At 58.3% G+C, this 26,179-nt stretch carries 20 protein-coding genes, 1 tRNA gene and 1 pseudogene; 16 read left to right on the top strand and 6 right to left on the bottom strand.

Features of this window, described 5'->3' with window-relative positions; all coding sequences use genetic code 11:
- The first annotated feature begins 241 nt into the window (after nucleotides 1-241).
- Both E1H13_RS14735 and E1H13_RS14740 read left to right on the top strand, forming a co-directional pair.
- Nucleotides 242-829 (top strand): ComF family protein, encoded by a 588-nt coding sequence (locus E1H13_RS14735; RefSeq protein WP_169614179.1) that lies wholly within the window; start codon nucleotides 242-244, stop codon nucleotides 827-829.
- 28 nt (nucleotides 830-857) lie between these two features.
- Nucleotides 858-2,621, top strand: coding sequence for an N-acetylmuramoyl-L-alanine amidase (locus tag E1H13_RS14740; protein ID WP_169614180.1), 1,764 nt, complete (start codon nucleotides 858-860; stop codon nucleotides 2,619-2,621).
- A 60-nt stretch (nucleotides 2,622-2,681) separates the two neighbouring features.
- Here the strand turns inward: E1H13_RS14740 and E1H13_RS14745 are convergent, their stop codons facing one another.
- A complete protein-coding gene (locus E1H13_RS14745; protein WP_240966643.1) occupies nucleotides 2,682-4,424 on the bottom strand; it encodes a mechanosensitive ion channel family protein in 1,743 nt (580 codons plus the stop codon).
- Nucleotides 4,425-4,801: 377 nt separating this feature from the next.
- Between E1H13_RS14745 and E1H13_RS14750 the strand changes: the two genes are divergently transcribed.
- The 5 genes and pseudogenes from E1H13_RS14750 to E1H13_RS14770 form a co-directional block, all read left to right on the top strand.
- Complete coding sequence (locus E1H13_RS14750) at nucleotides 4,802-5,197, top strand: hypothetical protein (protein WP_206070528.1); 396 nt, start codon at nucleotides 4,802-4,804, stop codon at nucleotides 5,195-5,197.
- A gap of 184 nt (nucleotides 5,198-5,381) precedes the next feature.
- Nucleotides 5,382-7,487 (top strand): TIGR00300 family protein, encoded by a 2,106-nt coding sequence (locus E1H13_RS14755; protein WP_169614182.1) that lies wholly within the window; start codon nucleotides 5,382-5,384, stop codon nucleotides 7,485-7,487.
- Between the two features lie 377 nt (nucleotides 7,488-7,864).
- The gene (locus E1H13_RS14760) at nucleotides 7,865-8,461 is read left to right on the top strand and encodes a redoxin family protein (RefSeq protein ID WP_169614183.1); all 597 of its coding nucleotides are present in this window, start codon (nucleotides 7,865-7,867) and stop codon (nucleotides 8,459-8,461) included.
- 231 nt (nucleotides 8,462-8,692) lie between these two features.
- Nucleotides 8,693-9,022 carry a hypothetical protein gene (locus E1H13_RS14765; protein WP_169614184.1) on the top strand — a complete coding sequence of 110 codons (330 nt, stop codon included), beginning with the start codon at nucleotides 8,693-8,695 and terminating at the stop codon, nucleotides 9,020-9,022.
- A 193-nt stretch (nucleotides 9,023-9,215) separates the two neighbouring features.
- Nucleotides 9,216-10,112, top strand: a pseudogene (locus E1H13_RS14770) (DUF362 domain-containing protein); the annotation flags it as partial.
- A gap of 1,026 nt (nucleotides 10,113-11,138) precedes the next feature.
- Here the strand turns inward: E1H13_RS14770 and E1H13_RS14775 are convergent.
- Together E1H13_RS14775 and E1H13_RS14780 are read right to left on the bottom strand one after the other, a co-directional pair.
- Nucleotides 11,139-12,635: an ATP-binding protein gene (locus E1H13_RS14775; RefSeq protein WP_169614186.1), complete on the bottom strand. Its 1,497-nt coding sequence runs from the start codon at nucleotides 12,633-12,635 to the stop codon at nucleotides 11,139-11,141.
- Complete coding sequence (locus E1H13_RS14780; RefSeq protein ID WP_169614211.1) at nucleotides 12,632-13,315, bottom strand: response regulator transcription factor; 684 nt, start codon at nucleotides 13,313-13,315, stop codon at nucleotides 12,632-12,634. Before E1H13_RS14780 ends, E1H13_RS14775 begins: the two co-directional genes overlap by 4 nt.
- A 164-nt stretch (nucleotides 13,316-13,479) precedes the next feature.
- Here E1H13_RS14780 and E1H13_RS14785 point away from each other — a divergent pair, with 164 nt between their 5' ends.
- From E1H13_RS14785 to E1H13_RS14815, 7 genes are all read left to right on the top strand, one after another.
- Nucleotides 13,480-14,217 carry a hypothetical protein gene (locus tag E1H13_RS14785; RefSeq protein WP_169614164.1) on the top strand — a complete coding sequence of 246 codons (738 nt, stop codon included), beginning with the start codon at nucleotides 13,480-13,482 and terminating at the stop codon, nucleotides 14,215-14,217.
- 391 nt (nucleotides 14,218-14,608) lie between these two features.
- Nucleotides 14,609-14,779 carry a hypothetical protein gene (locus tag E1H13_RS14790; RefSeq protein ID WP_169614187.1) on the top strand — a complete coding sequence of 57 codons (171 nt, stop codon included), beginning with the start codon at nucleotides 14,609-14,611 and terminating at the stop codon, nucleotides 14,777-14,779.
- Nucleotides 14,780-14,870: 91 nt separating this feature from the next.
- Nucleotides 14,871-15,608 carry a toll/interleukin-1 receptor domain-containing protein gene (locus tag E1H13_RS14795; RefSeq protein WP_169614188.1) on the top strand — a complete coding sequence of 246 codons (738 nt, stop codon included), beginning with the start codon at nucleotides 14,871-14,873 and terminating at the stop codon, nucleotides 15,606-15,608.
- 44 nt (nucleotides 15,609-15,652) lie between these two features.
- Nucleotides 15,653-18,214, top strand: coding sequence for an FxSxx-COOH system tetratricopeptide repeat protein (gene fxsT / locus E1H13_RS14800; RefSeq protein ID WP_169614189.1), 2,562 nt, complete (start codon nucleotides 15,653-15,655; stop codon nucleotides 18,212-18,214).
- 90 nt (nucleotides 18,215-18,304) lie between these two features.
- Nucleotides 18,305-19,852 carry a gluconokinase gene (gene gntK, locus E1H13_RS14805; RefSeq protein WP_169614190.1) on the top strand — a complete coding sequence of 516 codons (1,548 nt, stop codon included), beginning with the start codon at nucleotides 18,305-18,307 and terminating at the stop codon, nucleotides 19,850-19,852.
- Between the two features lie 372 nt (nucleotides 19,853-20,224).
- On the top strand, nucleotides 20,225-21,427 hold the full coding sequence (locus E1H13_RS14810) for a ferrochelatase (protein ID WP_169614191.1): 1,203 nt from the start codon (nucleotides 20,225-20,227) through the stop codon (nucleotides 21,425-21,427).
- 140 nt (nucleotides 21,428-21,567) lie between these two features.
- Nucleotides 21,568-22,440, top strand: coding sequence for an alpha/beta hydrolase (locus E1H13_RS14815; protein ID WP_169614192.1), 873 nt, complete (start codon nucleotides 21,568-21,570; stop codon nucleotides 22,438-22,440).
- Here the strand turns inward: E1H13_RS14815 and E1H13_RS14820 are convergent.
- The 3 genes from E1H13_RS14820 to E1H13_RS14830 all read right to left on the bottom strand — a co-directional run bounded on the left by E1H13_RS14820 (nucleotide 22,395) and on the right by E1H13_RS14830 (nucleotide 25,561).
- A complete protein-coding gene (locus E1H13_RS14820; RefSeq protein WP_240966646.1) occupies nucleotides 22,395-24,128 on the bottom strand; it encodes an NAD(P)-binding protein in 1,734 nt (577 codons plus the stop codon). The two genes, E1H13_RS14815 and E1H13_RS14820, sit on opposite strands and share 46 nt — an antisense overlap.
- 128 nt (nucleotides 24,129-24,256) lie before the next feature.
- Complete coding sequence (locus E1H13_RS14825; protein WP_169614193.1) at nucleotides 24,257-24,469, bottom strand: hypothetical protein; 213 nt, start codon at nucleotides 24,467-24,469, stop codon at nucleotides 24,257-24,259.
- 9 nt (nucleotides 24,470-24,478) lie between these two features.
- A complete protein-coding gene (locus tag E1H13_RS14830) occupies nucleotides 24,479-25,561 on the bottom strand; it encodes a RuBisCO accumulation factor 1 (RefSeq protein WP_240966647.1) in 1,083 nt (360 codons plus the stop codon).
- A 138-nt stretch (nucleotides 25,562-25,699) separates the two neighbouring features.
- Between E1H13_RS14830 and E1H13_RS14835 the strand changes: the two genes are divergently transcribed.
- Both E1H13_RS14835 and E1H13_RS14840 read left to right on the top strand, forming a co-directional pair.
- Nucleotides 25,700-25,772: transfer RNA gene (locus E1H13_RS14835), tRNA-Ala, on the top strand.
- An 80-nt stretch (nucleotides 25,773-25,852) separates the two neighbouring features.
- A complete protein-coding gene (locus E1H13_RS14840; RefSeq protein ID WP_240966648.1) occupies nucleotides 25,853-26,176 on the top strand; it encodes a (2Fe-2S) ferredoxin domain-containing protein in 324 nt (107 codons plus the stop codon).
- Nucleotides 26,177-26,179: the final 3 nt, after the last annotated feature.

Genomic DNA, 26,179 nt, shown 5'->3' on the forward strand with positions numbered 1-26,179 from the left:
CTAACTCTTTCCAGAATGGAACCGATTAACCGTCATCAGGGGGCATACAGTGGAGAAATTCGGGGTAGCCCATAGGGCCATAGGCCAGGGAAAACAGCAGCTGTTGGGCTTGTTTTTAGCCAGACAGTGTAGTCTTTGTCAGCGATCGGCCCCTGGCCCGCTTTGTCTTAGCTGTGAGCGTCAGATCCGTCAGTGCCAAGTCCCTAATCCCCTCGATAGTAGCCAGGCAGGTCTGCCGGTCTTGAGTTGGGGCTCGTATGATGGCAGTCTACGCCAGGCCCTGCGCCGCTTGAAATACGAACACCAGACTGGCCTGGCGGCCATGCTGGGTCACGAGCTGGGTCGCACCTGGTTACAGCACCTGGCCCGGCCTGCCCAGGGACGGCAACCGGTGGTGGTGCCAATTCCCCTCCATGCCACCCGGTTACAGCAGCGGGGTTTCAACCAGGCGGCCCTGATCGCCCAGGGGTTTTGTCGCCAGACCCGGCTACCCCACTATCCCGAGGGACTACAACGGGTGCTGGCTACCGAAGCTCAACACCGACTGAATCGACAGCAGCGGCAAGCCAACTTGATCCAAGCCTTTGCCGTCAACCCCGCCCTGGTGCCTCGACTGCGACACACCTCAGTGTGGTTACTAGACGACATTTTTACCACTGGGGCTACCGCCCAGGCGGCGGCCCACGCCCTGCGAAAAGCTGGGATTTCGGTGGCGGGGGTCTGTACGGTCGCCCGGGCGGTCGCCTGGGAGATGGCGTCTCAGCCAGACCGACACCGTCAGCAGATTTTAACGCCCCAGGCTTGCCAAGGGGCGATCGCCCCGTCGTAGACTGGCAAGGTAGCTGTTCAGGACTGTCATGGGCAAGTTGTTTTTCCAGGGGTTAGCGCTAGGGGTGGGTGTCGCGGTGGTTAGCCCCGCTGTGGCCAGTGAAGGCATTACCCTGGTCTATCCCCCGGCGGACCACCAGACTACCGCCCATCAAATTTTCTTTATCGGCACTGCCTCCCCCGACCAACCGGTGCTGATCAACGGCGAACCAATCGAACCGCGTAGCGAATCCGGTCACTTTGCCCCCAGCCTGCCCCTGCAGATGGGGGCAAATCAGTTCACCCTCAGCCAGGGGGATGAGACCCTGACCCTGACCATTACCCGTGTTGCCCCTGGCCCTACCCTGCCAGACACCCTGGGCTTTGCTGAGGGTAGCCTGGTGCCAGGCGCTGACCTGGCTCGCCAACCGGGGGATTTGGTCTGCCTGGAAGCTGTGGCCCCAGCCAACGCCACCGTCACCGCCGACTTGGCCGGTCAAACCTACTCCCTGCTACCCCAGGACGGGCGGCTAATGCTACCCCCCAACTATGCGGTGCTCACCTCCCGGGTCGATCCCTTTTCTACTGAGCCCCCCCAAAGCTATGAGGCCTGCTTCCAGGCCCCACAGCCTGGGTCTCTGGGGCGTCCCACTTATGAACTCACCTACCAGGGCGATACCGTCACCGCCCAGGCCCCTGGAGAGATTCGCATCCTGGACCCCAACCAATTTGAGCTGGCGGAGGTCACGGTGACCGCTGGGGTAGCCCGCACCGGGCCTGGCACCAGCTACTCGCGCCTGACTCCCCTGCCCCAGGGCACCCGCGCCGCCATCACTGGGCGCGAGGGAGACTGGTTACGCCTCGACTACGGCGGCTGGATTCGGGCCGCAGAAACAGACGTGTACACAGGGGCTGGACCAGCGCGATCGCAGATTCGCGGCATCACTTCCCGCCAGGTTCCCGGCTGGACCGAGGTGTTGTTTCCCCTGCAAGTACCTGTGCCAGTCACCGTCAACCAAAGCAGCGATACCCTCAGTCTCACCCTGCACAACACGATTCCCCAAACCGACACCATCTTTGTCACCGGGGACGGCGTGATCGAACGGCTTGACTGGTACCCCACCTTGCCCGATCAAGCCCAGTATCACCTGCGGTTTCAAAGCGACCAGCAGTGGGGCTACAAACTGCGCTACGAAGGGACGACCCTGGTGCTGGCCGTGAAGCATCCCCCCACTCGGATCGAGGATCAGCCCTTGCAGGGAACCACAATTTTGGTAGATCCAGGCCACGGTGGTGACGAACTGGGGGCCAGAGGCCCTGATGGTACCCCTGAAAAGGCCGTCAATCTGGATCTATCCCTGTGGTTGCAGGCCGCCCTGGAAGCCCGAGGCGCCACAGTGATCATGACCCGCACCGACGATACCGAAAGTGGCCCCGGTGCCCGGGCTGACCAAATCAATCGGGATGAACCGACCCTGGCCCTGAGTATTCACTACAATGCCCTGCCCGATGACGGTGACGCCCTTAACACCGCTGGGGTAGGGGCCTTCTGGTTTCATCCCCAGTCCCACAGCCTGGCCCAGTTTCTGCACGACTATTTGGTTGACCAGTTAGATCGCCCCTCCTATGGCGTGTTTTGGAACAACCTGGCCCTCACCCGCCCCCATGTGGCCCCCTCGGTGCTGCTAGAGATTGGGTTTATGATTAACCCCTTCGAGTTTGAGTGGATCCAGGACGCCGAAGCCCAGCAGCAGGTGGCTGAAGTGCTGGCAGAAGGGGTCACCGAATGGGTTAGGCAGACGGAGTCACAGTAGGAAGACACACAACTAGCCAGACGTAGCCAGCCTTCTTACCGCCCTGGGGCTGGGTTTCCGCTACGCTGTGGGCGGGGGTGGCTTAGGCAGCTGCATCACAAATCCAGGGGATTGATAGTCAGCCGGTAAATAGTCTCCAGGGATGGTGGAATGGTTACCGTCTCGCAGGGCAGAAAACGTAGGGGATAGAATTTCAATTCCGACCTGATTACATTTGTCCTGAATATTTTGGTGCAGCTCTGAATAGATAACCGGCATCTTGGCAGGATAGGCGGTGTAGGCATTGAGCTGGTAGCTGACATTAAAATCATTTAGGGCGGTTTGCAGCACAAAGGGGACTGGCTCATGTTGGATGTGGGGGGTGGCCTGGGCGGCATCAATCAACACCTGGTGGACTGTGCGCCAGGGGACGTCATAGCCCAGGGTAATGGTGGTGTACAGTAGCAAATATCCGTTGGATTCCCGACAAATGGCACTGTAGTTGGTGACGTTACTGTTCAAAACCGAGGCATTGGGAATGGTCACGGTTTCTTGTTTGGGGGTGAGCACTCGGGTGACAAACAGAGACTTGTCCTCCACTTCCCCGACAATGTCATCAATGCGGATAAAATCCCCCAGTTGAAAGGCTCGGGTATAAATCAGGATGATGCCCGAGAGGGCATTGGCCACTGCCGAAGATGACCCCAGGGTCAAAAGCGCTCCCACAAACAGGGAAATGCCCTGAAACGCAGGCGAGCCAAAACCAGGGAGATAGGGGCCAGCCACCACTAGGGCGATCGCCGCAATCAGCAACGAGACCAGGCGAACGGTGGGCTGCACCCATTCTGGATAAAACCAGGGATAGACATCATGGCGGCCCAGCTCGATAATCACCTGGTTGGCAAACTCGATCACATAGCGGGTGACCAGAACTAAGATGGCCAGCATCGCTAGTTGGGGCAAGTAGGCCACAAAGCCCTGGGCCAACAGGTTGAGGCGATCAGCAATATCTTGCAACAGGCGATCGCCCACCACTTCGGTAGCAGGAAACTGGCTGAGGACGAAGGGCACATAGAGGTATAGCCCGATTAAAGTCAACCCCAACCGCACCAACCGCACCAGTGCCATCAGAAGATAGCTGGTAGCCCCGGCCCCCAGCAATTGCACCGACTGAATTTGAATCGACAGGGTACCTGCATCTCGGCGCTGTTGAATATACGTTAGCAGTTTGGAACTGGCAAAAAATATCCCCCGCAACACTAAGAAAATCGCCATGGTGCTCAGCACCGTAGCGACCAGGTTGGTCAACAGCCGTCGCAGACTACGCCGCTCTCGATAGGTCAAAAGGCCGGCCTGAATGCGCTCAACAGCAGTGGCCGCCAGCTCTGGATGAGCGATCCCAAAGGCGGCCTCATCCTCTGGGCGCACCGTAAACAGAATGGTGTCCTCAGCCTGGACCACGCTGTGATTACCTTCAGTGGTAAAGCGCACGCTGTCTGGGGTCATGTCGGGTGTATGGGCGATCGTCAAGATGCGCTGGCTAATAATTTCGGCCCGTTCTTCAGCCGTGGTTGCCCCTTCAATGCCTTCCCGCACCATAAACAGAACCTGCCCATCCAGCACCACCGGAAAGCCGTCTACCACGTTCCCCACAGTAGTCTGAGACACCGGGGCAGGTTCAGCTGGCGGCGTTTCCCCTAGAGTTGCGGTTTCCTGGGCCAGCCCCGCAGGTAGGGTTACCAACCCAAAAACCATTACCCCTAGCAGCAGCCAAATCCCAATGGTTCTACCCAGACGAAACAGACAATCCCTGAAGATGCCCATGCTGCTCACGGCTCTACTACCGAAAAAGGATGAATGCAGTGTATTACAGGGTTCTAATTTCATCACCCGGGGAGCGAGATTGAGAACATTGAGCCTTGGCAAAACATAGATCTGAATCTATGCATTGTAAAAATGGCCGCCCTCAAAACAAATGCGGCTCTTAAGCCTTGGCCAGCAATGGATACAGCTTTTATGAGAAAGCTTCTGGCTGTGTAACAACTTGTAACTAAATCCTCAGTCAGGTATAACGTTACATAAATACATCCTATAGAGTCAGAGCCAGGTCTCCCTGGGTCCAAGGGTTAGAGAGGTTCAGGACGGCCTGGGAAAACTGGTTTATGGTCTGTGGGTTGTGCGTAGTTTTGAGGGTTGTTGCCTTGTCTCACGAGTCGGAATCGTCATTAACCTTGTGGAGCCTGCTTCAGGATTGGGCTTATCAAAGCTTGCAGCTCATCGATCTTCGTCTGGCTCTGGTGCTGGCCTTGATCGGCTTTTTAGTCACCGTCGGCTTGGATTCGGGCGGTAATCCTGCGGCCGCTGCCGATCTGGTCAACCCTGGAGTGCTGCCTGTGCCTGTCGCCGCTGTAGAACGCTATTCGGTGAGCGACAGCTGGTCGGGCTCGCGTTCTGCCCAAGCCCAGGTCCCCGCCTTAGAAGCGCAGCAATTGGCGACTGCTCGACGATTACGTCACGGAACCTTGACCAGTGCAATCATGACGAGCAACCGGTTGACCGAAGCTCACTTCTTTACTGATCTGCCTTCTGGGCAGTAGGTCGGGGCTGGGGTTGAGACAAACAAACGCTTCTTTCTCGCTCTGAAAAATTGAACTACAGGCGCTGGGGGCTAAAATTAAAAGTTGCCCTGGCGCTTTTTTTGGCGGCGTTGCTCTGGGCTCTCGTTCCCTGGGACAACGCCTACTATGGCAGCTTCGCCTTCGTTCCCCACTCCATCAGCCTATGACTTCCCCTATTCGCTTCCTGATGTGCTCGCCCCACCACTACGATGTGGACTATGTGATTAATCCCTGGATGGAGGGTAACGTGCATCGCTCCTCCAAACAGCGGGCCCAAGAGCAGTGGCAAAACCTGTATCAAATTATCGCTAGTCGAGCTGCGGTAGATTTGGTCAAACCTCAGCCGGGTTGGCCCGATATGGTATTTACCGCCAACGCCGGGCTAATTTTGGGGGACCAGGTGGTGCTGAGCCGCTTTCTGCACCCAGAACGTCAGGGGGAAGAACCCTTTTTTAAGCAGTGGTTTGAGGCCCAGGGCAATACGGTGTATACCCTGCCCGCCGATCTGCCCTTTGAAGGGGCCGGGGATGCCCTACTTGATCGGGAAGGACGCTGGCTATGGGCGGGCTATGGCTTCCGTACCGAGCTCGATTCCCACGCCCTGGTGGCCCAGTGGCTGAATGTCGAGGTGCTATCCCTGCACCTGATGGATGAACGGTTCTACCACCTGGATACCTGTTTTTGCCCCCTGACGGGGGGCTATTTGCTGTACTATCCCCCTGCCTTTGACGCTTACTCGAATCGGCTGATTGAACTGCGGGTGCCTGCAGAAAAGCGCATTCCTATCGATGAACCCGATGCCATTAACTTTGCCTGTAACGCCGTTAACATTGACCGCACGGTGATTATGAACCAGGCCAGTGACGACCTAAAGGGGCGACTGGCTGCGGTGGGCTTTGAGGTGGTAGAAACGCCCCTGACCGAGTTCCTGAAGGCCGGGGGAGCCGCTAAGTGTCTCACCCTGCGGGTGACTGAGCCCGTGCATCCCGAGCCTACGGGGGAAAGTGGGATTTTGGCCCGCACCGTCACCATGACTGGCCATTTGCTGGATGCAGGGTTGGTGAATCGGGCGTTGGATTTAATTGTGGAAGGGGGAGGCAGCTTCCAGGTACTGAAGTTTGACCTGGGGGAACAGCGTCAAAGCACCTCTACCGCTGAAATTCGGGTGTCGGCCCCGGGCCAGGAGGTGATGGACGAGATCATGGCCCAGCTGATCGATCTGGGGGCGGTGGTGCTGCCAGAAGAGCAGCAGGATGCCCGGCTGGTGACCATCACCCAGGCAGGGGTGGCTCCCGATGATTTCTATAGCTCCACCATTTACCCCACTGAGGTGCGGGTGCAGGGGCAATGGATTCGGGTGCAAGCCCAGCGGATGGACGGTGTGATTGTGGTGGACCAGGGGCCTCAAGGGCCGAGGGCTATCTGTAAGCTGTTGCGCGATCTGCAGGTGGGCGACCAGGTGATTGTCGGTTACGACGGTATTCGCAGCGTTCGCAGTACCACCAGTCGCGATCGCAGCCAGCAGGAAGAATTTAGCTTTATGGGGTCCGGGGTCTCCAGCGAACGCCGGGTGGAGCTGATTGTGGAGCAGGTGGCCTGGGAATTGCGCCGACTGCGCGATCGCGGCGGCAAAGTGGCGGTGGTGGCTGGCCCGGTGGTGATCCATACCGGCGGGGGCGAGCACCTGTCACGGCTGATTCGCCAGGGCTATGTGCAAGCGCTGCTGGGGGGAAATGCGATCGCGGTGCATGACATCGAGCAGGCCCTGCTGGGCACCTCCCTGGGGGTAGATATGAAGCAAGGCACCTCCGTGCGCGGCGGCCACCGCCACCACCTGCGGGCGATCAACACCATCCGCCGCTGTGGCAGCATTGCCAATGCCGTTGAGCAAGGCGTACTCACCCGAGGGGTACTGTACGAATGTGTGAAAAACAACGTGCCCTTCTCCCTGGCCGGGTCAATTCGTGACGATGGCCCCCTACCCGACACCAAGATGGACCTAATCCAAGCCCAGGCGGACTATGCCCGCTTGATCGAAGGCTGCGACATGATTCTAATGCTGTCTACCATGCTGCACGCCATCGGGGTGGGCAATATGACCCCCTCGGGGGTGAAGATGGTCTGTGTCGATATCAATCCGGCGGTGGTCACCAAGCTGGCGGACCGGGGATCTCTGGAGTCTACAGGGGTGGTCACCGATGTCGGCCTGTTTCTCAGCCTGCTGGTGAAGCAGCTGGATAAACTGACCCAGAAACATGTGATGGCGTAGGGTGTCATGCCAGATGTGACGGGTCAATAGGGGCTGCGGTTCACGGTCTACGGTGCACGGTAAACGGCTCCCTGCTTACCGTGTACCGTGTACCCTTCCAGCCCGGCAGCTTTAATTTGAAAGACCACATAGTCGACAAGGCTCAATTCCCAGGAGCTGTAAACCTTTGTTTCATATTCTCATTTTCTTCGGCCAGTCCAGGGAAGGATCGCTTATTTTTAGTATAAATAATATCTTTTTTGAAGAGTGATAAGCTAATTCCAAAGCGTTCTATCTTTTTGTGTTAGCTCTTGACAGGTTAATTCTTGCCCTAAGCTCGGTCTAGCTTGTTTTCTCTTCGAGACTAAAGCCACTGTTGTTGCTTGGGAGCGAAGCCAATGCTGAGCTACTCACCCCTGGAAGGTACTAGGTTTCCCGAAGCCGTATTTTGTGCTTGGGAAGATCACCATTGCACTCCGATTAACACCAAAGATTTTTTCGCAGATAAAACTATTGTTGTCTTTGCCGTCCCTGGGGCCTTTGCCCCCCTTTATTCTTCTCTGCAAGTTCTGGGGTATCAAGAATACTTTGACCTGTTTAAGGCCAACGGGGTCGACGATGTCCTGTGTGTTGCGGTGAACGATCCCTTTGTGATGGAAGCCTGGATGCAGGCCGAGGGGGTTGATAGGGTGGGGATGATTCCCGATGGTAGCGGGGATTTTTCACGTCGGTTGGGGATGATTGTCGATAAGCACAACCAGGGGATGGGCCAGCGTTCAAAACGCTACTCCATGCTGGTGCGTAATGGTTGGGTGGAAAAAGTCTTTCTGGAGCCAGAGGAGACTGTCGATAGCCTCTCTGTGTCAGATGCTAAGACCATGATGAACTACCTTAATCCCCAGGCGCAACTACCTGGGAAATCAGCCGTTTTGCTACAAGTTTGGCAAGCGTTATTGGAGCCCTGCCAAGAGAAGGTTGACAGTATTAACTACTAAATCACATCCAAGGCCACATCTGGATTTTGCCTGTGGGAAAACTATAGTTTGGGCAAGCGCGCGGGGCGATCGCTGCTGTATTACGCCATTCCCCTGGTGATTGGGATTCCTCTCAGTCCCAGGCAGAGCCTGGGCACCAGAGCATCACGTTTCAAAGTGTGAAGATGTCCTGTCTACTCATGGGGGAACAGCAGCCCTATGCCATAACAGAAACATCTCCCATCCTCAATCTTGCTATGGCTGATCCTGCAGGATGGCCAGGTGAGGGGTCAGCAGATTAATCTGCTGACCCCTCACCTGGAATCGGCCATGAAGGACGACGAAGCCTTTGCCCAGGCAGTCCGCCAGTTGGCTAGCGAGATCAACCAGGAGATCACCATTGGCCAAATCCTGGGTGAGAATGTCCAGAATGTCTATGGGGGTTCCGCTGTCCAACTCAACGATCCAACGTTTTCACAGGAGACATCAGCACCATCAACATTACCTACGGTTGACTGGAGTCGTCCGGCCAGGATGGACCGCTCAGGGCAGCTTCTGAGGAGACGGTATAGTAGCCAGTAGTCCTGTTCTTCCCAGACATTCCTATGGCAGCTTCCGTTAGTCTAATCCAGGCCCAGTCCTATGACCTATCGGCTTTGCAAACCTCCCTAGTACCGCTACGCGGAATTCAAAATGCAAAGTTCAAGGTGAAAAATTGTTGCTGCGCAAGGATTTTAAGCGTCCTGAACAGTAGGTTGATTTCTGCCTTGGTGTACTAGAGCAGGTGCTGGAGCCGCTGGGGGGGATGGCCGCTTTTGTGAAACCGGGCGATCGCGTGTTGCTCAAGCCCAACCTGCTAACCGGGGCTCGCCCCACCAAAGAATGCACCACCCGCCCAGAGCTGATCTATGCCGTGGCTCAACAGGTGCAGCAGGTGGGGGGCAAGCCCTTTTTGGGAGACAGCCCCGCCTTTGGCAGTGCCTATGGGGTGGCCAAAGCCAATGGCCTGCTGCCCCTGGCCCAAGCCCTGAACCTACCGATTGTGGAGTTACATGGCCAGCGCTATGCCAGTGACAGCCCCGACTTTGACCACCTGCGGTTAGCCAAAGAAGCCATGGCCGCCGATGTGATTATTAACTTGCCCAAGGTTAAGTCCCATGTGCAGTTGACGGTCACCCTGGGGGTGAAAAACCTGTTTGGCTGTGTTCCTGGCAAAATGAAGGCCTGGTGGCACATGGAAGCGGGCAAGGATGTGCAGCGGTTTGGCACCATGCTGGTGGAAACCGCCCGCCTGCTCGACCCAGCCTTGACGATTATGGACGGCATTATTGGCCACGAAGGCAACGGCCCCAGCGGTGGCGAACCCAGGGAGCTGGGGGTGTTAGGGGCCTCTGGTCATGTCTTTGCCCTGGATCGGGCGATGGTTGATATTCTCGGTGTCGACCCCCAGGCGGTCCCCACCGTGGCCCAGTCCATACGTCTGGGCCTCTGCCCGGCCATGGAGGCCATTCACTTTCCCCTGCTGACCCCCGACCAGTTGCGCCTGCAAGACTGGCAGTTGCCCACCGAGTTAAAGCCCATTGACTTTGGCATGCCCCGGGTGGTCCGGTCCACCTTCAAGCATTTCTACATTCGGTTCATCAAAGAACCCCTGTCTGCCTATGGGTTATAAACCCAATACCAGTCCAGCCCTGGAGTTCGACCTGTGGGGAACTCCAGATTCTGAGCTGGGCTGGGTATAGGTCCATGAGCATCCAGATGACAGGCTCAGGAGATTTCTGAGAAAGATAGTCCCGCTTGTTGTCAGCGATCGCAGCTTTCGTAGGGTGAGCTTTGCCCACCACTCGGTAGAACGTTTCCAAGAAGTCACCTAAGACGTCTGCCTGCAACAGAGAGTAACAGTTAACCGAAAGATGAACTTTGGTATCAATGGTAGAAATGCCCTGACATTAGGGTTAAACTAATACTCAAGAGGCGAAGGAAACTTCCCTCGATTTCAAATAGTTCAGTTCCCGTTACACAGGAGGTTGTTATCTCGTTAACGTCTGAAACTATTTCATCAAAGTCAGCGGCACTCCACTTAGCTGTTGATATTTCCTCCCCTAACGCCTAGAGAGCACTGCACAGATACCCAGAGACGGGAAAGCTAAAACGACGGTATCAACGCATCTCTGAATAGCATTACCCCTTTGAGGAAGTCCCTCAGTTCAGCATTGGTTTGTCGTAAACGAATTATTTCACTGCAAAGGTTCGTTTGAATTCTAATCAAAAATTCCCTGGAATCTGCCGTCAGAGCTCCAGGGAATTTTTGTTATTTTAGGACTTTTTGAAGTCACCCTGAAAGAGTTGTCCAGTTTGGGGCTAGTACCGCTACCCGGAATTCAAAATGCAAAGTTCAAGGTGGAAAATTGTTGCTGCGCAAGGATTTCAAGCATCCTGAACAGTAGGTTGATTTCTGCCTTGGTGTACTAGTACTCTGAGACGGAAATGGCACTGCTATTTCTGGGCGGCAAAACCCCTTTCACATAAGGGATTCCCCTTCTGCCTTCTGCCTTCTGCCTTCTGCCTTCTCCTAAGAAACAAAACCTAATCGATGCCAAAACACCCTGATTGTCGCCAAACTGGAAACAGTTTTGTTTCTTCCACTTTGTGCTCACCCCAGCGGGGTCAGTGGGAAGCTGCCTTCTGCCTTGCTGTACTAGGCGCTGCTTGGGTGGGATACCGCTGGCAAGGTGAGGTCAAACTGGACGGCGGTGGGGGTGACCTGGGTCAAACGCAGATCGCCGCCGTGGGCACGGGCAATTTCCCTGGCCAAGCTGAGGCCCAGGCCCAGGCCGTCGGTGGTGCGGGAGGGGTCGCCTCGGTAGAAGCGGTCAAATAGGCGGGTTTGGGCGGCGGCAGTGAGGGGTTGGGCGGCGTTGGCGACGGTGACACAGACCTGGCCAGATTGTTGGCGACCCACGATCCGAATCCAGCCCTGGGGCAGGTTGTATTTGATGGCATTGCTGATCAGGTTTTGCAGCCCTTGAATCAGCAAATCGCGATCGCCCTGCACCCACAGATCGCCCTCCACCGCCAGCGTCGTGGTCAAATCCGGGGCCAGCAGGGACAAATCCTCCTGCTGTTCCTCCAGCAGCGCCCCCATCGCCACCGGTTCTCGCCGCAGGCCCATCTGCCCCGCATCGGCCAAGGACAGCAGCAGCAGCTTGCGCACAATGCCGCCCAGCCGACTGACCTCATCCAGCAGGTGGCCCAGGGTTTGCTGGAGGGGCGATCCGGCCTCGGCCTGGTGCATGGCCTGTTCCAGTTCACCCTGGAGGATGGCGAGGGGCGTTTTCAGTTCATGGGCGGCATCGCCACTGAAGCGGGAGGCTTGGTGAAAGCTGCGCTCTAGGCGTTCCAGCATGGCGTTGAAGGCGGCGATCAGGGGCTGAAATTCGCGATCGGCTCCGGCCTGGGGCACCCGCTGGTGTAGCCCCTGGGCGGTGACCTGGGTCACGGTGTGGCTGAGGGTTTGCAGCGGCGACAGCGCCCGCCCCGCCAGCCACCAGGAGCCCCCAGCCAGCAGGGCCAGGGCACCGGGAATGGTGAGCCAGTAGATGCGTAGCAGGGTGCCCATTTCTTGGTGGACGGCCTGGAGGCTGACCGCGATCGCCACCCGACCCAGGGGTGCAACCCGACCCACCACCCGCCAAGGGCCACCCGCCCCCGCCACGGTGACCGGCCCCAGGGTTTCCCGCTCTGGGGCCATGCCGCGCTGCCGCATGGATCGCTGGGCGTTGGGGGGCAGCCTGGGACGAGAGCCATGGCCCCCCAGGGCATCGGGCCAGTTCTCCTCTGGGGCAGCCTCTGCCGACCAGGCAAAGCCGGGATCCAGGACGGTCAGCGCTAGGTCGGGCGGCCAGTGGGGGGATTGGTAGCGCAGGGTTTGGCTGTGATCGATCATCACTAGGGCCACCGCCTCAGGATCCGCAAAGCCCATCTCCTGGGCCAGGGCTGCTTCGGGCGGTATCCAGGTTTCGCCATTGCGGGGGCGACCTGGGGGCGGCAGACGGTTGGCCAGTTGGGCATCGAGGCGTTCCAGCTTGGCCTGGTAGGTGAGCCAGCCCGAGAGTAGGGCAAACCCCACCAGCACCCCGCCCGCCAGAGCCGAGGACAGTAGCGCCAGCCGCAGCCGCAGGGAAGGAGACCTCATGGGCCAGCCTCCGGGGGCCGAAAGCGGTAGCCCACCCCCCGCACGCTTTCAATCCAGTGGGCGGCGGCCACGGGGTCGAGTTTTTTGCGGAGGCGCTGGATCGCCACATCCACCACGTTGGTGCTGGGGTTGAAGTCGTAGCCCCACACATGCTCCAAAATTTGGGTGCGGGTGAAGACCCGACCGGGCGATCGCATCAGGTATTCCAGCAGGTTAAATTCCTTGCTGGTCAGCTCCACCCGCTGGTCGCCGCTGGTCACGTCGCGGGTAATGCGATCCAGCCGCAGCGCCCCCACCGCCAGCACATTCTGCCGCTCCCCCTGGCTCCGACGCACCACCGCATGGATGCGCGCCACCAGCTCTTCCACAAAGAAGGGCTTGGCCAGGTAGTCGTCGGCCCCCAGATTTAGCCCAGTGATGCGATCGTCCAGCTCGTTGCGGGCGGTGAGCAGGATAATCGGCACCGTTTGCCCCCTCTGGCGCAGGTCTTTGAGGATGGCCAGTCCGTCCTTTCCCGGCACCATAATGTCCAGCAGCAGCACATCGTAGGTGCGATCGCAGGCCCGTTCATAGCCCTCGTTGCCGTTGGCGCAGTGATCTACCACAAAGCCCTGTTCCCGCAGCCCCATGCTCACAAAGCTGGCAATTTTGGCCTCGTCTTCCACCAGCAGCACATTCATTTCCCGACCCCCACTCCCCGTCATGCCCTCAACACTCTTAGGCTAGGATGCAGCACTGGCGGCCATCGGAAAAATGACAAAGTTGTAATTTAGCGGTAAGGCATCTGTCATCTTGGTTTGGCGTAATGGAGGCTGTAGACCCCAGTGGAGGTTTCACTGAACCTATGGCACACCAACCTAAGGCGCGACAATCTAAGGCGCGACAATCTAAAACGCAACAACACCGTCGCTTAACCACATCCCTGCTGCTTGGTTCGCTGGGCCTGGTGGGGGTCGCCTTCCTCAATCCCGCCCAGGCTGAAACCATAATTGGACAACGGCTGGGCCAGGGCGATCGCCAAGCCCTCAATGCCCAGGCTGGCCCAGGGTGCAGCCGGGGACTCGGCACCCTTCTCGGTCAGGGGCGTGGCCAGGGACGCGGGCCAGGGCAAGCTCAGGGTCGAGGCCCAGGCCAGTCCCAGGGAAGAGGTCAACGGGGTGCCCACCTGGCTGAAGCCGCCGCCCAACTGGGAGTGACGGAAGACGCCCTCAGATCTGCCCTGGGGATACCCGCCGAACGGCCCCAGCGGCCTGACCTGGCCACCGCCGCCGCCCAACTGGGCACCACCGAGACCGAACTGCGGGACTCCCTTTGCAATGCCATACGCGAACACCGCGAAAGCCGTCAGCCGGGCACCCCCGGTAGCCCGCCGAACTTCACGACCCTGGCCCAGCAGTATGGCGTTAGCGAGGCTGAATTTCGGCAGATTATGGGTATTCCCAACCGTCCCGACCTGGCCGCCGCCGCTGCCCAGTTGGGGGTAACAGAGGAGGCCCTGCGGGAGGCCCTGCAATCAACCCACAGGGGACGTGGCCCTGGGAGTGGCCCTAACCGTGGCCCTGGACGGGGGCTAGGGCGCTAGTACAGCAAGGCAGAAGGCAGAAGGCAGAAGGCAGAAGGCAGAATCGGTCTCCTGCTTCCAATACTCAACATACAAGGCAGAAGGGGGATCCCTTATGTGAAAGGGGTTTTGCCGCCCAGAAATAGCAGTGCCATTTCCGCCTCAGAGTACTAGTACATTTATTTGAAAGTTATGCAACATCAGGTAATAACTTTGATTTCCTCTCAGTCCTAGGCTCTGCCTGGGGCTGGGGTTGGGAGGCTCTGCCTCCTCAAACGGCGGAGCCACAGGGAGGGCACCCAGGCAGAGCCTGGGCACCAGAGCATCACGTTTCAAAGTGTGAAGATGTCCTGTCTACTCATGGGGGAACAGCAGCCCTATGCCATAACAGAAACATCCCCCATCCTCAATCTTGCTATGGCTGATCCTGATTACCCTCACGGTCGGGGCCATTGCTGCCCTCGCCTTCACCAAGTTTCTAGAAACCAGCGCTGGAGAAGCGGCCAAAAAGCTCAGCCCAGCTGTGCTCAACAAAATGGAGGCGCTGCGTCAGAAGATTTTGCTCAGACCTAAGTGGCTCTAAATTATGCCCTCGGGCTAAAGTAGGTGCAGTGTGCCCAGTCTGGTCTAACCCGGTGGGCTGAGGGCATCCAACTGGCGGTGGTAACCCAAACATGACCAAAGACTTTTTCATCAGCTACAACAAAGCCGATGCCACCTGGGCCGAGTGGATCGCCTGGGTGCTGGAGCAGCACGGCAAAACCGTCACCATCCAAGCCTGGGACTTTCGCCCCGGTGGCAACTTTGTTTTGGATATACAGAGCGCAACTCAAGACTGCGATCGCACCATTGCTGTCCTATCCGACGATTACCTCAACGCCATCTACACCCAGCCCGAATGGGCCGCTGCTTGGAATCAAGACCCGTCCGCTAGCGATCGCAAACTGCTGCCCGTTCGCGTTGGCCCCTGCAAACCTACGGGGTTGCTGGCCTCCATCGCCTATGTGGATCTGGTGGGTAAGTCTGAGACAGAAGCCGAAACCCTGCTGTTAGCAGCCCTCAAGGAACGGGGAAAACCCGCTACCCGCCCCGGCTTTCCTCAGGTGGTTCCCGATCAAGAACGGATTACATCAGGTACTGTTGCCTTCCCCCAAGACCTACCTGAGCAGGCCGCCCAATCTGTTAACAGCAGCACAGCCCTACGCCTTGCGCTCGTCCAGAACCTGGCCAGCCTCCCTGGCCCCCAGTTCGAGCAGGTGCTATTCGCCCTGAGCCCACCCCCCGGCAATGTGGCTTCGGCCCAAGCCCCCCAGGGCAACCGTGTCAAAAATCTGCTCGATTGGGCCACCAGCATTGGCCCCGGCCTAAGCGAAGTAGAAGCCGTTTACAACCTAATCATCCGCCCTCGCTAGCCTCTGCGGATTCAACCAGCACCCCACCGCCGAGGCCAGACCCGGTGCTAACCCTACCCTTCCCCCCCAACCCCTTTTTCACCGGCAGGAAAGACCAACTACAGGCCATCCACGCGGCTCTCACCAGCCGAGGCCGAGCTGCCCTGTCGGGATTGGGGGGCATTGGCAAAACCCAGACGGCGGTGGAATATGCCTACCGCCACCAGGCTGAGTATGACCATGTGTTTTGGGTCAGGGCCGAACAGGAAACCGAGCTGATCACTGGCTACGTGGCCCTGGCCAAGGCGCTGCAAATCCCTGGCCTCCAACAAGAAGATCAGCAGGCGATCGTCACCCTGATGAAACAATGGCTGGCTACCCACGACGGCTGGCTGCTGGTGTTCGACAATGCCGACGACCTGCGCCAGTTGCGGCCCTACTTACCCACCACCAACGGCCATATTCTACTCACCACTCGCGCCCAGGCCCTGGGGGATCTGGCAGAGAAGAAGGTCGAAGTCACCAGCATGGCCACCGATGAAGGTGCGCTGCTGCTGCTGCGCCGGGCTAAGGTGATCGCTGATGACGCCGACCTGGCCGCTGCCTCAGAAACTGACCAAGCCCTAGCCCATGCCCTCAATACCGAAATAGATGGCCTACCCCTGGCCCTCGACCAGGCCGGTGCCTACATCGAAGAGCAGGTGCTGAGCCTGGATGAATACCTGGAACTGTTTCGTACCGAAAAAGCCGAGCTGCTGCAAGAACGGGGACAATTGGACCCAGATCATCCTAGCGTGACCGTCACCTTTACCCTGGCCTTTGAGAAAGTGGCCGCCGCCAGTGCCACCGCCGCCGCCCTGGTGCAAGCCTGCGCCTTCCTCGCCCCTGATGACATCCCTGAAGAGATTTTTAGTGAGGGGGCCGAAGCCTTTGGAGAGCCCTTAAATGCCTTGGCAGAGAGCAAACTGGCCCTAACCAAAGCCATTGCCAAAGCCGCCCGGTTCTCACTAATCAGCCGTAACCCCCAGGCCAAAACCCTGACCATTCATCGCCTGGTGCAGGAGGTGCTGAGAGCAGCCATGGACGATAACCGCCAGCAGCAGTGGGCCGAGCAGGTGGTCGAGGCCGTAACGGCGGTGTTTCCTGATCCTGTTGAGTTTAAGAATTGGGTGCGGTGCGATCGGCTGATTACTCAGACTCAAGCGGCTACCCAACTGATTGCTGATTATAGGCTAGCCTCAGAAACAGCCGCCCTACTGCTTAACCGCACCGGCTATTACTACGACAATCAAGGCTGCTATACCGACGCCGAACTCTTCTACCAACAAGCCCTGACGATGTATAAACGGCTCTTGGGCAACGAGCATCCATATGTGGCCACCAGCCTCAATAACCTGGCGGGGCTCTACGACAATCAAGGCCGCTACACCAAGGCCGAACCCCTCTACCAACAAGCCCTGGCGATGACTAAACGGCTGTTGGGCGACGAGCATTCATATGTCGCCACTAGCCTCAATAATCTGGCGGGGCTCTACAAAAATCAAGGCCGCTACACCGAGGCCGAACCCCTTTACCAACAAGCCCTGGCGATGTATAAACGGCTGTTGGGCGACGAGCATCCATATGTCGCCCAAAGCCTCAATAATTTGGCGGGGCTCTACAAAAATCAAGGCCGCTACACCGAGGCCGAACCCCTTTACCAACAAGCCCTGGCGATGACTAAACGGCTGTTGGGCGACGAGCATCCATATGTGGCCACCAGCCTCAATAATCTGGCGGGTCTCTATGCTAGTCAAGGCCGCTACAGCGAGGCCGAACCCCTCTACCAACAAGCCCTGGCGATGAGTCAACGGCTCTTGGACGACGAGCATCCCGATGTCGCCCAAAGCCTCAATAATCTGGCAGGGCTCTACGCTAATCAAGGCCGCTACAGCGAGGCAGAGCCCCTCTACCAACAAGCCCTGGCGATGCGACGACGGCTGTTGGGCGACGAGCATCCCGATGTCGCCCAAAGCCTCAATAATCTGGCGGGGCTCTACGCCAATCAAGGCCGCTACGCCTACGCCGAACCCCTCTACCAACAAGCCCTGGCGATGAAACAACGGCTCTTGGGCGATCAGCATCCAGATGTCGCCACCAGCCTCAATAATCTGGCGGGGCTCTACGCCAATCAAGGCCGCTACACCGACGCCGAACCCCTTGTCCAACAAGCCTTGGCGATGAAACAACGGCTCTTGGGCGACCAGCATCCCGATGTCGCCACCAGCCTCAATAATCTGGCGGGGCTCTACGCTAATCAAGGCCGCTACAGCGACGCCGAACCCCTCTACCAACAAGCCCTGGCGATGAAACAACGGCTGTTGGGCGACCAGCATCCCGATGTCGCCACCAGCCTCAATAATCTGGCGGGGCTCTACGCCAATCAAGGCCGCTACACCGACGCCGAACCCCTCTACCTCGAAGCGGTGAAAATCCTTGACCAGCAATTAGGGGCAGGCCATCCCAATACTCAAAAGGGTCTCGCCAACTTTGCTCGCTGCCTCCAACAAGCGCTTAGCAACGGCCAGGAAGATGGCCTCTCCAATCACCCCATGACCCAAGCGCTCTTAGCCCACCTCAAATCCTAACCCCCTATGGCAACTATCATTGCAGTGGTGGGGGTGGTAGTCATGCTGATTTTGGAGATTTTCCTGTAGTAAGCGCTGGCATTGAGTCCTATGGCCGCACAAACCTACATAATCGGGGTCGACATTGGCACCACCAACACCAAGGCGGTGCTGTTCACAGACACGGGGACGGTGGTGGGTAAAGCCCTGGCCACCTATCCGCTATATACGCCGGATGTAGCCACCGCCGAACAGGATCCCCAGGAAATTATGGCCGCCGTGGTTAAAACCGTGGGGCAGGTGATGCAGGCCCACAGCCTGGCCCCTGGGCAGGTGCTAGCCCTGGCCTTTAGTGCGGCCATGCACAGCCTGATTTTGGTGGATGGGGCCGATCAACCCATCACCCGCAGCATTACCTGGGCGGACAACCGCAGCGCCAGTTGGGAAAAGCGGATTGAGCGCACCATGAACGGCCACGCCATCTACCGCCGGACCGGCACCCCCATTCACCCCATGTCGCCCCTGGTGAAGCTGGCCTGGTTGCGCCATGACCAACCTGACCTGATGCAGCGGGCCGCCCGCTTTATTTCCATCAAGGAATATGTTGTTTATCAGCTGCTGGGCCGCTATGTGATCGATCATGCCATCGCAGCCGCCATGGGCCTGTTGAACCTGGAGCAGCTGACCTGGGATGAGGACGCCCTGGCCGTGGCTGGGGTAAAGGCCAGTGCCCTCTCGGAACTGGTGCCCACCACGACGGTGCTGCGGGGGCTAAAACCGTCCCTGGCCAGCGCCATGGGCCTGGCGGTGGATACCCCCCTGGTGATTGGGGCCAGCGATGGGGTGCTGTCAAATCTGGGGGTGGGGGCCATTTCACCGGGGTTGGTGGCGGTGACCGTGGGCACCAGCGGGGCGGTGCGGGCGGTGGTCGATCGCCCCATGACCGATCCCCAGGAACGGCTGTTTTGCTACCCGTTGACCGAGCACCAGTGGGTGATTGGCGGAGCGGTGAATAACGGTGGCATTGCCCTGCGCTGGGTGCGAGACCAACTGGCGGATGCAGAGGTGGCCACCGCCAAACGCCTGGGCCAGGATGTGTATACCCTGCTGACGATGATGGCTCAGGCCGTGCCCCCCGGCGCCGAGGGGTTGCTGTTTCACCCGTACCTGATGGGAGAGCGATCGCCCCTGTGGGATGCCCAGGCTCGGGCCTCGTTCTTTGGCCTCAGTCTGAAACACACCAAGTCCCATATGGTGCGGGCAGTACTGGAGGGGATTGTGTACAACCTCTACCTGGTGCTCAAGGCTCTGGAAGATTTTGCCGGCCCCTCCCAACAAGTGCGGGCCACCGGGGGCTTTGCAGAATCGGCCCTGTGGCGACAAATGATGGCGGATATTTTTAACCGTGAGGTGACGATTCCAGAACATTATGAAAGTTCCTGCCTGGGAGCCGCGGTGCTGGGCCTGTATGCCCTAGGGCAGATTTCAGACCTGGCGGCGGTGACGACAATGATTGGTGAGACCCATCGCCATGCCCCCAACCCGGAGGCTCAGGCGATTTACCAACAGGTGCTGCCCGTGTTTGAGCGGCTGGTGACGGTGTTTGCAGAGGAGTATGAGGCGATCGCCACCCTGCAAGACCAACTCAGTCACCCATAGCCTGGCCACCATAGATCACTTAGATCACTAGTGCAGCGTCAAGTCTTAAACTGAGGGTTAGCAGATGTCGAGATTTGGTGGCATCAAGGTCCGAAATCCCCTCCTTTGGAGGCCTGCGCTGAGCGTGTCGAAGTGGGTAGGGGTGGGTCAAGCAAGCCCGGGGAACCCACCCCGCCCTCCGGGCACCCCTCCGTGGGAGGGGATGAAAGGTTCTGATGTGTTGAAGCAACCTCCCTGACGATAAAAGGCTTTTGCAAAGCACTTACCCTAATTTTTAGCCTTGACAGATCACGAGCCGATAGTCGGGGGAATACCATCCCCAGGGAGGGGATGTTAGCCTATAACAACTGACATCTCCAAAAAGCAGGCACTATGGTTGCAACTCCCGACGTCCTTCAGACGTCCGCATCGAATTCCCCCTCTTCCCCCGCTGGCGCTAGCCGGGTGGCCGTACTGTTGATGGGCTATGGCGAAGTCGAGAGCTACGACGACTTCGCCAACTACAACGAGCAGGCTCTGAACCTGCTGACGGCCAAGTTTGCCCCGGTGCCCACCTGGGTGTATCCCCCCCTGGCCAAATTACTAGCTGCCTTTGACCTGCACGAGTGGAGCCACCAGCACGGTAACTTTATTTCCCCCCACAATGCCATTTTCGAGGCCCAGCGGGCTGGCATTGAGGCTAATTTACAGGAGCGCTGGGGCGATCGCGTCAAGGTGTTCAAAGCCTTCAATTTTTGCAAGCCCTTCCTGCCCGACCAGGTGCTCGAGCAAGTCAAAGCAGAAGGGTTCGATAAGCTACTGATCTACCCGCTGCTGGTGGTGGACTCGATCTTTACCAGCGGCATTGCCATCGAGCAGGTGAACCAGGCTCTGGCTCAGTTGGCCGATGGCCGCGAGCACTGGGTGCAGGGTACCCGCTACATTCCGTCCTTTTTTGATCAGCCCGACTATATTGACCATCTGGCCCACATGGTGGAGGCCAAGATCAACGATCACCTGGCGGTGGCCCACCTGCCCTCCCAAACCGGCATCGTGCTGATGAACCACGGCTGCCCCCACGAAGCCAAAGGCTTTACCTCGGGCATTGACGAAAGCCAGAAATTGTATGACCGAGTACGGGACAAACTGATCCACAAGTATCCGTTGATTTCTGTGGGCTGGCTGAACCACGACACGCCGCTAATCAAGTGGACCCAGCCCAATACCCACCTGGCGGCCCGCAACCTGATCGACCTGGGGGCCACTGCCCTGGTGTTTATGCCCATTGGCTTTGCCACCGAAAACCACGAGACCCTACTGGACGTGGAGCACATCATCGAATCCCTGCGGCGTAAGCGCCCGGATGTCACCTATGTGCAAATGCCCTGCGTCAACGATGATCCAGCCTTCCTGGCCATGGCCGCCCGCTGGGCCGACCCGCAGATTGCGGACCTGCTAGAGGCAGATGCCCTGGTGGTGAATCCTACCCTGGCCGCCAGCCAGGCCGCAGCGGTGCACAGCCACCACGGTCACAGCCATGACCACCACCTCCATGGCCACAGCCACGACCACGGGCATCACCACCATCACCACTAGAGGTCTGTCAAACTAGACGTGATGGGGCAACAGGGGCTACGGTTCACGGTAAACGGCTCGCCTTAAACCGTTTACCGTGAACCGTGAACCCCAAGTCACATCTGCCGTCGTGATTGTGTTGACTGAACCCTAGCTGGCCTATGGAACCCTGCCGTCATCGCTTGCAAACCCCGACAGTGTCCCTGTCCTACCTCACCTGGGGGCAGGGGCCAACGGTCATGTTGCTGCATGGACTGGCCGATCATGGGTTGGTGTGGCAGCCGCTGGCGGAGGCCTTAGGGAGCCACTACCGTTGCCTGGCCCCGGACCTGCGCGGCCATGGGGACAGTGACAAACCTGACGACCCCGACGCCTACGATGCTCTCACCCTGGTGCAGGATTTAGAGGCGCTGGCGGTGAACGACCAAGGGGACAATGGGGCGATCGCGGTGGTAGCCCATTCCTGGGCGGCGAAGCTGGCCCTACTGTGGGCCCAGCACTATCCCCAACGGCTGCGGCAATTGATCCTGGTGGATCCCTTTTTCGTTAACCAATTGCCGGGGCTGTTTCGGCCCACCTTGCCGCTGCTGTATCGGACCCTGCCGTTTTTGCAGGTGATGGGGCCGTTTGACAGCTACGAGACGGCCGCCGCAGTGGCCCGTTCCCTGAAGCAGTATCGGGGCTGGAGCCCCCACCAACAAGCGGTCTTCCAGGGGGCGATGGAGCAAAAGCCCGATGGCCGCTGGGGTAGTAAGTTTGCGATCGCAGCCCGCAATGGGGTGTTCAACGATATTCTGGACCGGGCTGGGCTCACCACTGACCTGGATGTACCGACCCTGTTGCTATTGCCCGAGCAAGGCCTGAACCGCCTGGCCTGGCAGCTGAAACCCTATCGCACCCACCTGTCCAACCTGCAAATTCAGAGAATTCCCGGCAACCACTGGCCCCATTTAGTCCAGCCCGCCGCCGTTAACCAGGCCGTGGCCGATTACCTGACGCCTTCCACCACCGGGGTAGCAAAAGACTTGAGCTGATCTAACCGGTTAGCGGGCATAGTCAGGTAAAGCACATCCCCGTCCAGCAGGACCCCGTCCAGCAGATCATAGCCATGCAGGGTGCGCTGCTGGCTTTCGATGTACAACGGCACCAGGTCGGCGGACTGAGCTACCGCTTGAATCGACTGGTTATGGAACGGATGGTTAGGGGTAATCAACGTGGCTAGGGCCACCCAGAGGGTATCCCCCGCTAGACCATGGCCCAAAATTCGTCCTCCCAGGGCAGCGGCGGCAAAGGTAGGGGCCGCCAAGTCCATGGGGCTCAGCACCTGCTCAAAGCCAAACACCTGCTGCACCTGGTGAGCAAAGTCAGCGTCGTAGGTGCGCACCACAGCCAGTACCTTGGGGTTGACCGTGCGGGCAGTCAGGGCAATTTCCAGGTTGACGGTGTCATCGCTGGTTACCACCAAGATCGCCTCAGCCGCAGCGGCGTTCACCGTCTCCAGGGTAGAGGTCATGCTGGCGTCAGCAATAATCACCGGAATGCTGAGACCATGCACCGACGGCAAAAACCGATTGTGGGGGTCGCGCTCGACAATCACCACCTGGTGACCGGTGTTGTGCAAGTGGGTGGCAATCCGGTAGCCTACCCCCCCTAAACCACAAATCACAAAGTGATGTTGGCGGGGCATGCGGGCCACGCTCAGCAGACTCTGAAAATGGGAGCCCAAAATAAAGTCATTGAGCAGGGCATAGCAAATGCCTATTACCCCGGCCCCCACCAGCATCATCACCGCTGTAAACACTTTCACCGGGGCAGAGGATTGCTCGGCCACCTGTTCCTGGCCCCCCGCCCCGGTAATCATCCCCACCGAAAAGTAGAGGGCATCCACCCAGGTGGTATCGAGGCTATACCAGAGGTAGGTGATGGTGGCCAAGCCAATGGTAATCAGCAGGGCCAAAATCACCAGCAGGGTAGCCTGCCCCCGCCGCCGTCCATGGTTGAAAGTGTCCCGCAGGCGTTGCCAAAACTGGGCCACCTGGCGAGCTTGCAATACCGGCTGCTGCGGACGAGTGGCTAACACCAGGCGATCGCCGGGTTGCAGCACCTGTCCTGTGACCACCGCCGTCACCAAATCCAGGGGCTGCTGCGGCGAATGGTAGTGAATGAGCAGTTGAGAGCGGTTATTCCAGAGGGCTTTGAGGGGCTTGCCATTCCAGGGATGGGCAGTGTCAATCACTTCTTCGTACATGGGCCAGGTGAGGTCAAACAGCCGCAGTTGGCCAATGGCCCGATTACCCTTGGCCGCAAAGGCAAATAAAGGCGCCGCCAGGGCGGCAGCACTGAGGCTGACATGGTGGGGCAGGGTATGGTCCAGGCGTTCCCCCAGGGTGATGTTGAACAGCCGGTTGATAATCCGAATCTGGGGATTCAACACCCTGGCCTGGGTTAGGATGGCCAGATTCAGGGCATCGTCGGAGGTGGCCAATACCAGGGTGTGGGCCTGGTGAATGCCAGCCTGGATCAGGGTCGCTGGCGATCGCAGTTCCCCCACCACAATCTCCCCGCCCGAGTCTGGCAGGGGGTGGTAGCTGATGCCCACCACGCGAGCCCCTTGTTGACGCAGCAAGGTAAAGATACGTAATCCGGTACGCCCCAGGCCGCAGATAATAATCTGGGGCTGATCGGGCTGGGGCACCACCAGAGGATCATCTAAAGACATCATGGCCATAGCCAGCAATTGCGAGAGTGCTACCCTTGTTGTCAACGCTGAGGGGTGCTGATTGCTGTAGCTTAGGGCACGTTGTCTTAAAAGTTTGAAGCTGATGCCTCCCTAGATATCGCCGAGAATGCCTACGTCCCAGGGGGGTCACCCACCTCTTCGCTGTTGCCTCGCACGGGGGGCAGTTTTTCCACCAGGCCCATATTAAAGGCGGTGTCGGGCAGTTCTCCGGCTAAATACTTGCCGGGTTCAAACACCCGCCCGGGGGTAAAGCACATCTGCCGCAACTCAACCACTTCAGTTTCCAAAAACATCGATCTAGACAGGCGTCTTTCCAAGGCCATGGGGGTCTCCTATTCATCTAGCTGCCAGGGCTGACGGTTATAGTCTTCGTCTAAAATCCGCTTGGGTCGTAAAATTAGCACCACTTTGCCCAAAATTGGAGCGTCTATGGGGCTGGGTGACCAGTGCATCGTCAGCTGTTCTGCCTGGGCCACCAGGAAATAGCCATCGTCCTGCCACTCCCGGTTGGCCCGGTCCACAATCACCAGGACCGGTTCATCGGCGGCTTCGGCGGGGTAGTTTGGTAGCTGCCGCGCGCGGGTCAGCAATCCCACCGGATCTTCCGACTGGAAAATCACCTGCCAACCGGGCACCGCAATCCAGGCCCCAGTCCCACTAAAGGTGACCATGCCAAAGGGGTTTTCGGGCACAGCCACCGGCACCGCTTTGAGGTCATCAATGGTCAGCGGCATCTGCCCCACTACTGGAATAATCCGGGGCAGGTCGGTTTCGGTTTCTAGACGATAAAGGGGCAGGGTGGGGGCAGGTTGTTCTTTGACCACGGTAAAGTCAGTTAGCAACGTTTCAATCTGCTGGCGAGCCCCATCACTGTCAGCGAATCGTAGCCCCTGGGCAATCAAGCGTGAGCGGTCTTGCAGGTCGTCTTTTTGGCGGGCTAACTTCCAGAAGTGAAACGCGATCGCATCTCCCGGTCCATCCCCAAACCCCGGCGGGTTTTCTTTACGGTAGGAATATTCCTTAACTGGCTTCACCAACTCCCGTACCTCATCGGCCTCTAGTCCATGTTTCAGGGTAAACTCAGCGACCCTAGCCCGATCCGCCTGGGACAATACCCGCAGCTCGTAGAGCAAATCACTGCCCCGCTGGTCAAAGTGGGCCTGGGCTTTGTCGCTGAGCCCCGCCTTGAGGATGGACTGATACACCTGCTCGGCCACCACAATTTGGTTCTGCTGGATGGGCTCGAACCCAGTTTCTTCAAAGATCTGCTGGGGTGTCAGCTTTGCCTGTTGCAAGGTTTGGCAGCCCTGGGCCCAGGCTACCCAAGTGCCTTGCTTGCGCCGCAGGCTCAATAGAATCGTCTGCACCAGGTCTGGGTCAGGGGAAGGGGATGAACCGGGGGTAACCATGGTCATAGCTTAACTACAAATGCGAATGTGCCCTTCCCTGACTCTAGCGTGGATGGCTGACCTTCATCACCATAAAAGGGGAAAGTTTGGGGTTGACGCCTATGCACCCTTTAGGCGATTATTAATGACGCGCTTGGCGCGCAGGGGGCTATAGCTCAGTTGGTAGAGCACTTGAATGGCATTCAAGGGGTCAGCGGTTCGAATCCGCTTAGCTCCATCCTCATTTGAAAGAACTATGGTTAATGGTTCTGTGAACTGAACCCAAGAATGGCTAGCTAAATAGAACAGTAAATGGTTATGACCGACACTGCCCCCTGTCGCCGCTGGTTGGTCCAGGTGTGTCGGCACCGCTCCTGTCAGCGGCATGGCTCGGTGCAGGTACTGGCTGCATTTCGGCAGCATCAGTCCCGGTGGATTTTGGTGGCGGAAACGGGTTGCTTGGGGCAGTGCAGTTCTGGCCCCACCGTGCGGATCATGCCCGATGACACCTGGTATTGCCAGGTTACCCCCGAGGACGTGCCCCAAATTGTGGCACAACATTTGGGCCAGGGGCAACGATTGCGATCGCGGCTACATCCTCGCTTTCATCCCCCAGAGGGTCCCAACAGTCTGCCAGAATAAGGG

This window comes from Nodosilinea sp. P-1105, from assembly GCF_012911975.1.
GTDB lineage: Bacteria > Cyanobacteriota > Cyanobacteriia > Phormidesmidales > Phormidesmidaceae > Nodosilinea.

What these genes read in the sequence shown, in the direction of transcription:
- E1H13_RS14785 (WP_169614164.1), top strand. Translation starts at nt 13,480, where the DNA reads ATGGCACACCAACCTAAGGCGCGACAATCTAAGGCGCGACAATCTAAA.
- E1H13_RS14810 (WP_169614191.1), top strand. Translation starts at nt 20,225, where the DNA reads ATGGTTGCAACTCCCGACGTCCTTCAGACGTCCGCATCGAATTCCCCC.
- E1H13_RS14745 (WP_240966643.1), bottom strand. Translation starts at nt 4,424, where the DNA reads ATGGGCATCTTCAGGGATTGTCTGTTTCGTCTGGGTAGAACCATTGGG.
- E1H13_RS14825 (WP_169614193.1), bottom strand. Translation starts at nt 24,469, where the DNA reads ATGGCCTTGGAAAGACGCCTGTCTAGATCGATGTTTTTGGAAACTGAA.
- E1H13_RS14755 (WP_169614182.1), top strand. Translation starts at nt 5,382, where the DNA reads ATGACTTCCCCTATTCGCTTCCTGATGTGCTCGCCCCACCACTACGAT.
- E1H13_RS14780 (WP_169614211.1), bottom strand. Translation starts at nt 13,315, where the DNA reads ATGAATGTGCTGCTGGTGGAAGACGAGGCCAAAATTGCCAGCTTTGTG.
- E1H13_RS14740 (WP_169614180.1), top strand. Translation starts at nt 858, where the DNA reads ATGGGCAAGTTGTTTTTCCAGGGGTTAGCGCTAGGGGTGGGTGTCGCG.
- E1H13_RS14840 (WP_240966648.1), top strand. Translation starts at nt 25,853, where the DNA reads ATGACCGACACTGCCCCCTGTCGCCGCTGGTTGGTCCAGGTGTGTCGG.
- E1H13_RS14760 (WP_169614183.1), top strand. Translation starts at nt 7,865, where the DNA reads ATGCTGAGCTACTCACCCCTGGAAGGTACTAGGTTTCCCGAAGCCGTA.
- E1H13_RS14815 (WP_169614192.1), top strand. Translation starts at nt 21,568, where the DNA reads ATGGAACCCTGCCGTCATCGCTTGCAAACCCCGACAGTGTCCCTGTCC.
- E1H13_RS14830 (WP_240966647.1), bottom strand. Translation starts at nt 25,561, where the DNA reads ATGACCATGGTTACCCCCGGTTCATCCCCTTCCCCTGACCCAGACCTG.
- E1H13_RS14820 (WP_240966646.1), bottom strand. Translation starts at nt 24,128, where the DNA reads ATGATGTCTTTAGATGATCCTCTGGTGGTGCCCCAGCCCGATCAGCCC.
- gntK (WP_169614190.1), top strand. Translation starts at nt 18,305, where the DNA reads ATGGCCGCACAAACCTACATAATCGGGGTCGACATTGGCACCACCAAC.
- E1H13_RS14795 (WP_169614188.1), top strand. Translation starts at nt 14,871, where the DNA reads ATGACCAAAGACTTTTTCATCAGCTACAACAAAGCCGATGCCACCTGG.
- E1H13_RS14775 (WP_169614186.1), bottom strand. Translation starts at nt 12,635, where the DNA reads ATGAGGTCTCCTTCCCTGCGGCTGCGGCTGGCGCTACTGTCCTCGGCT.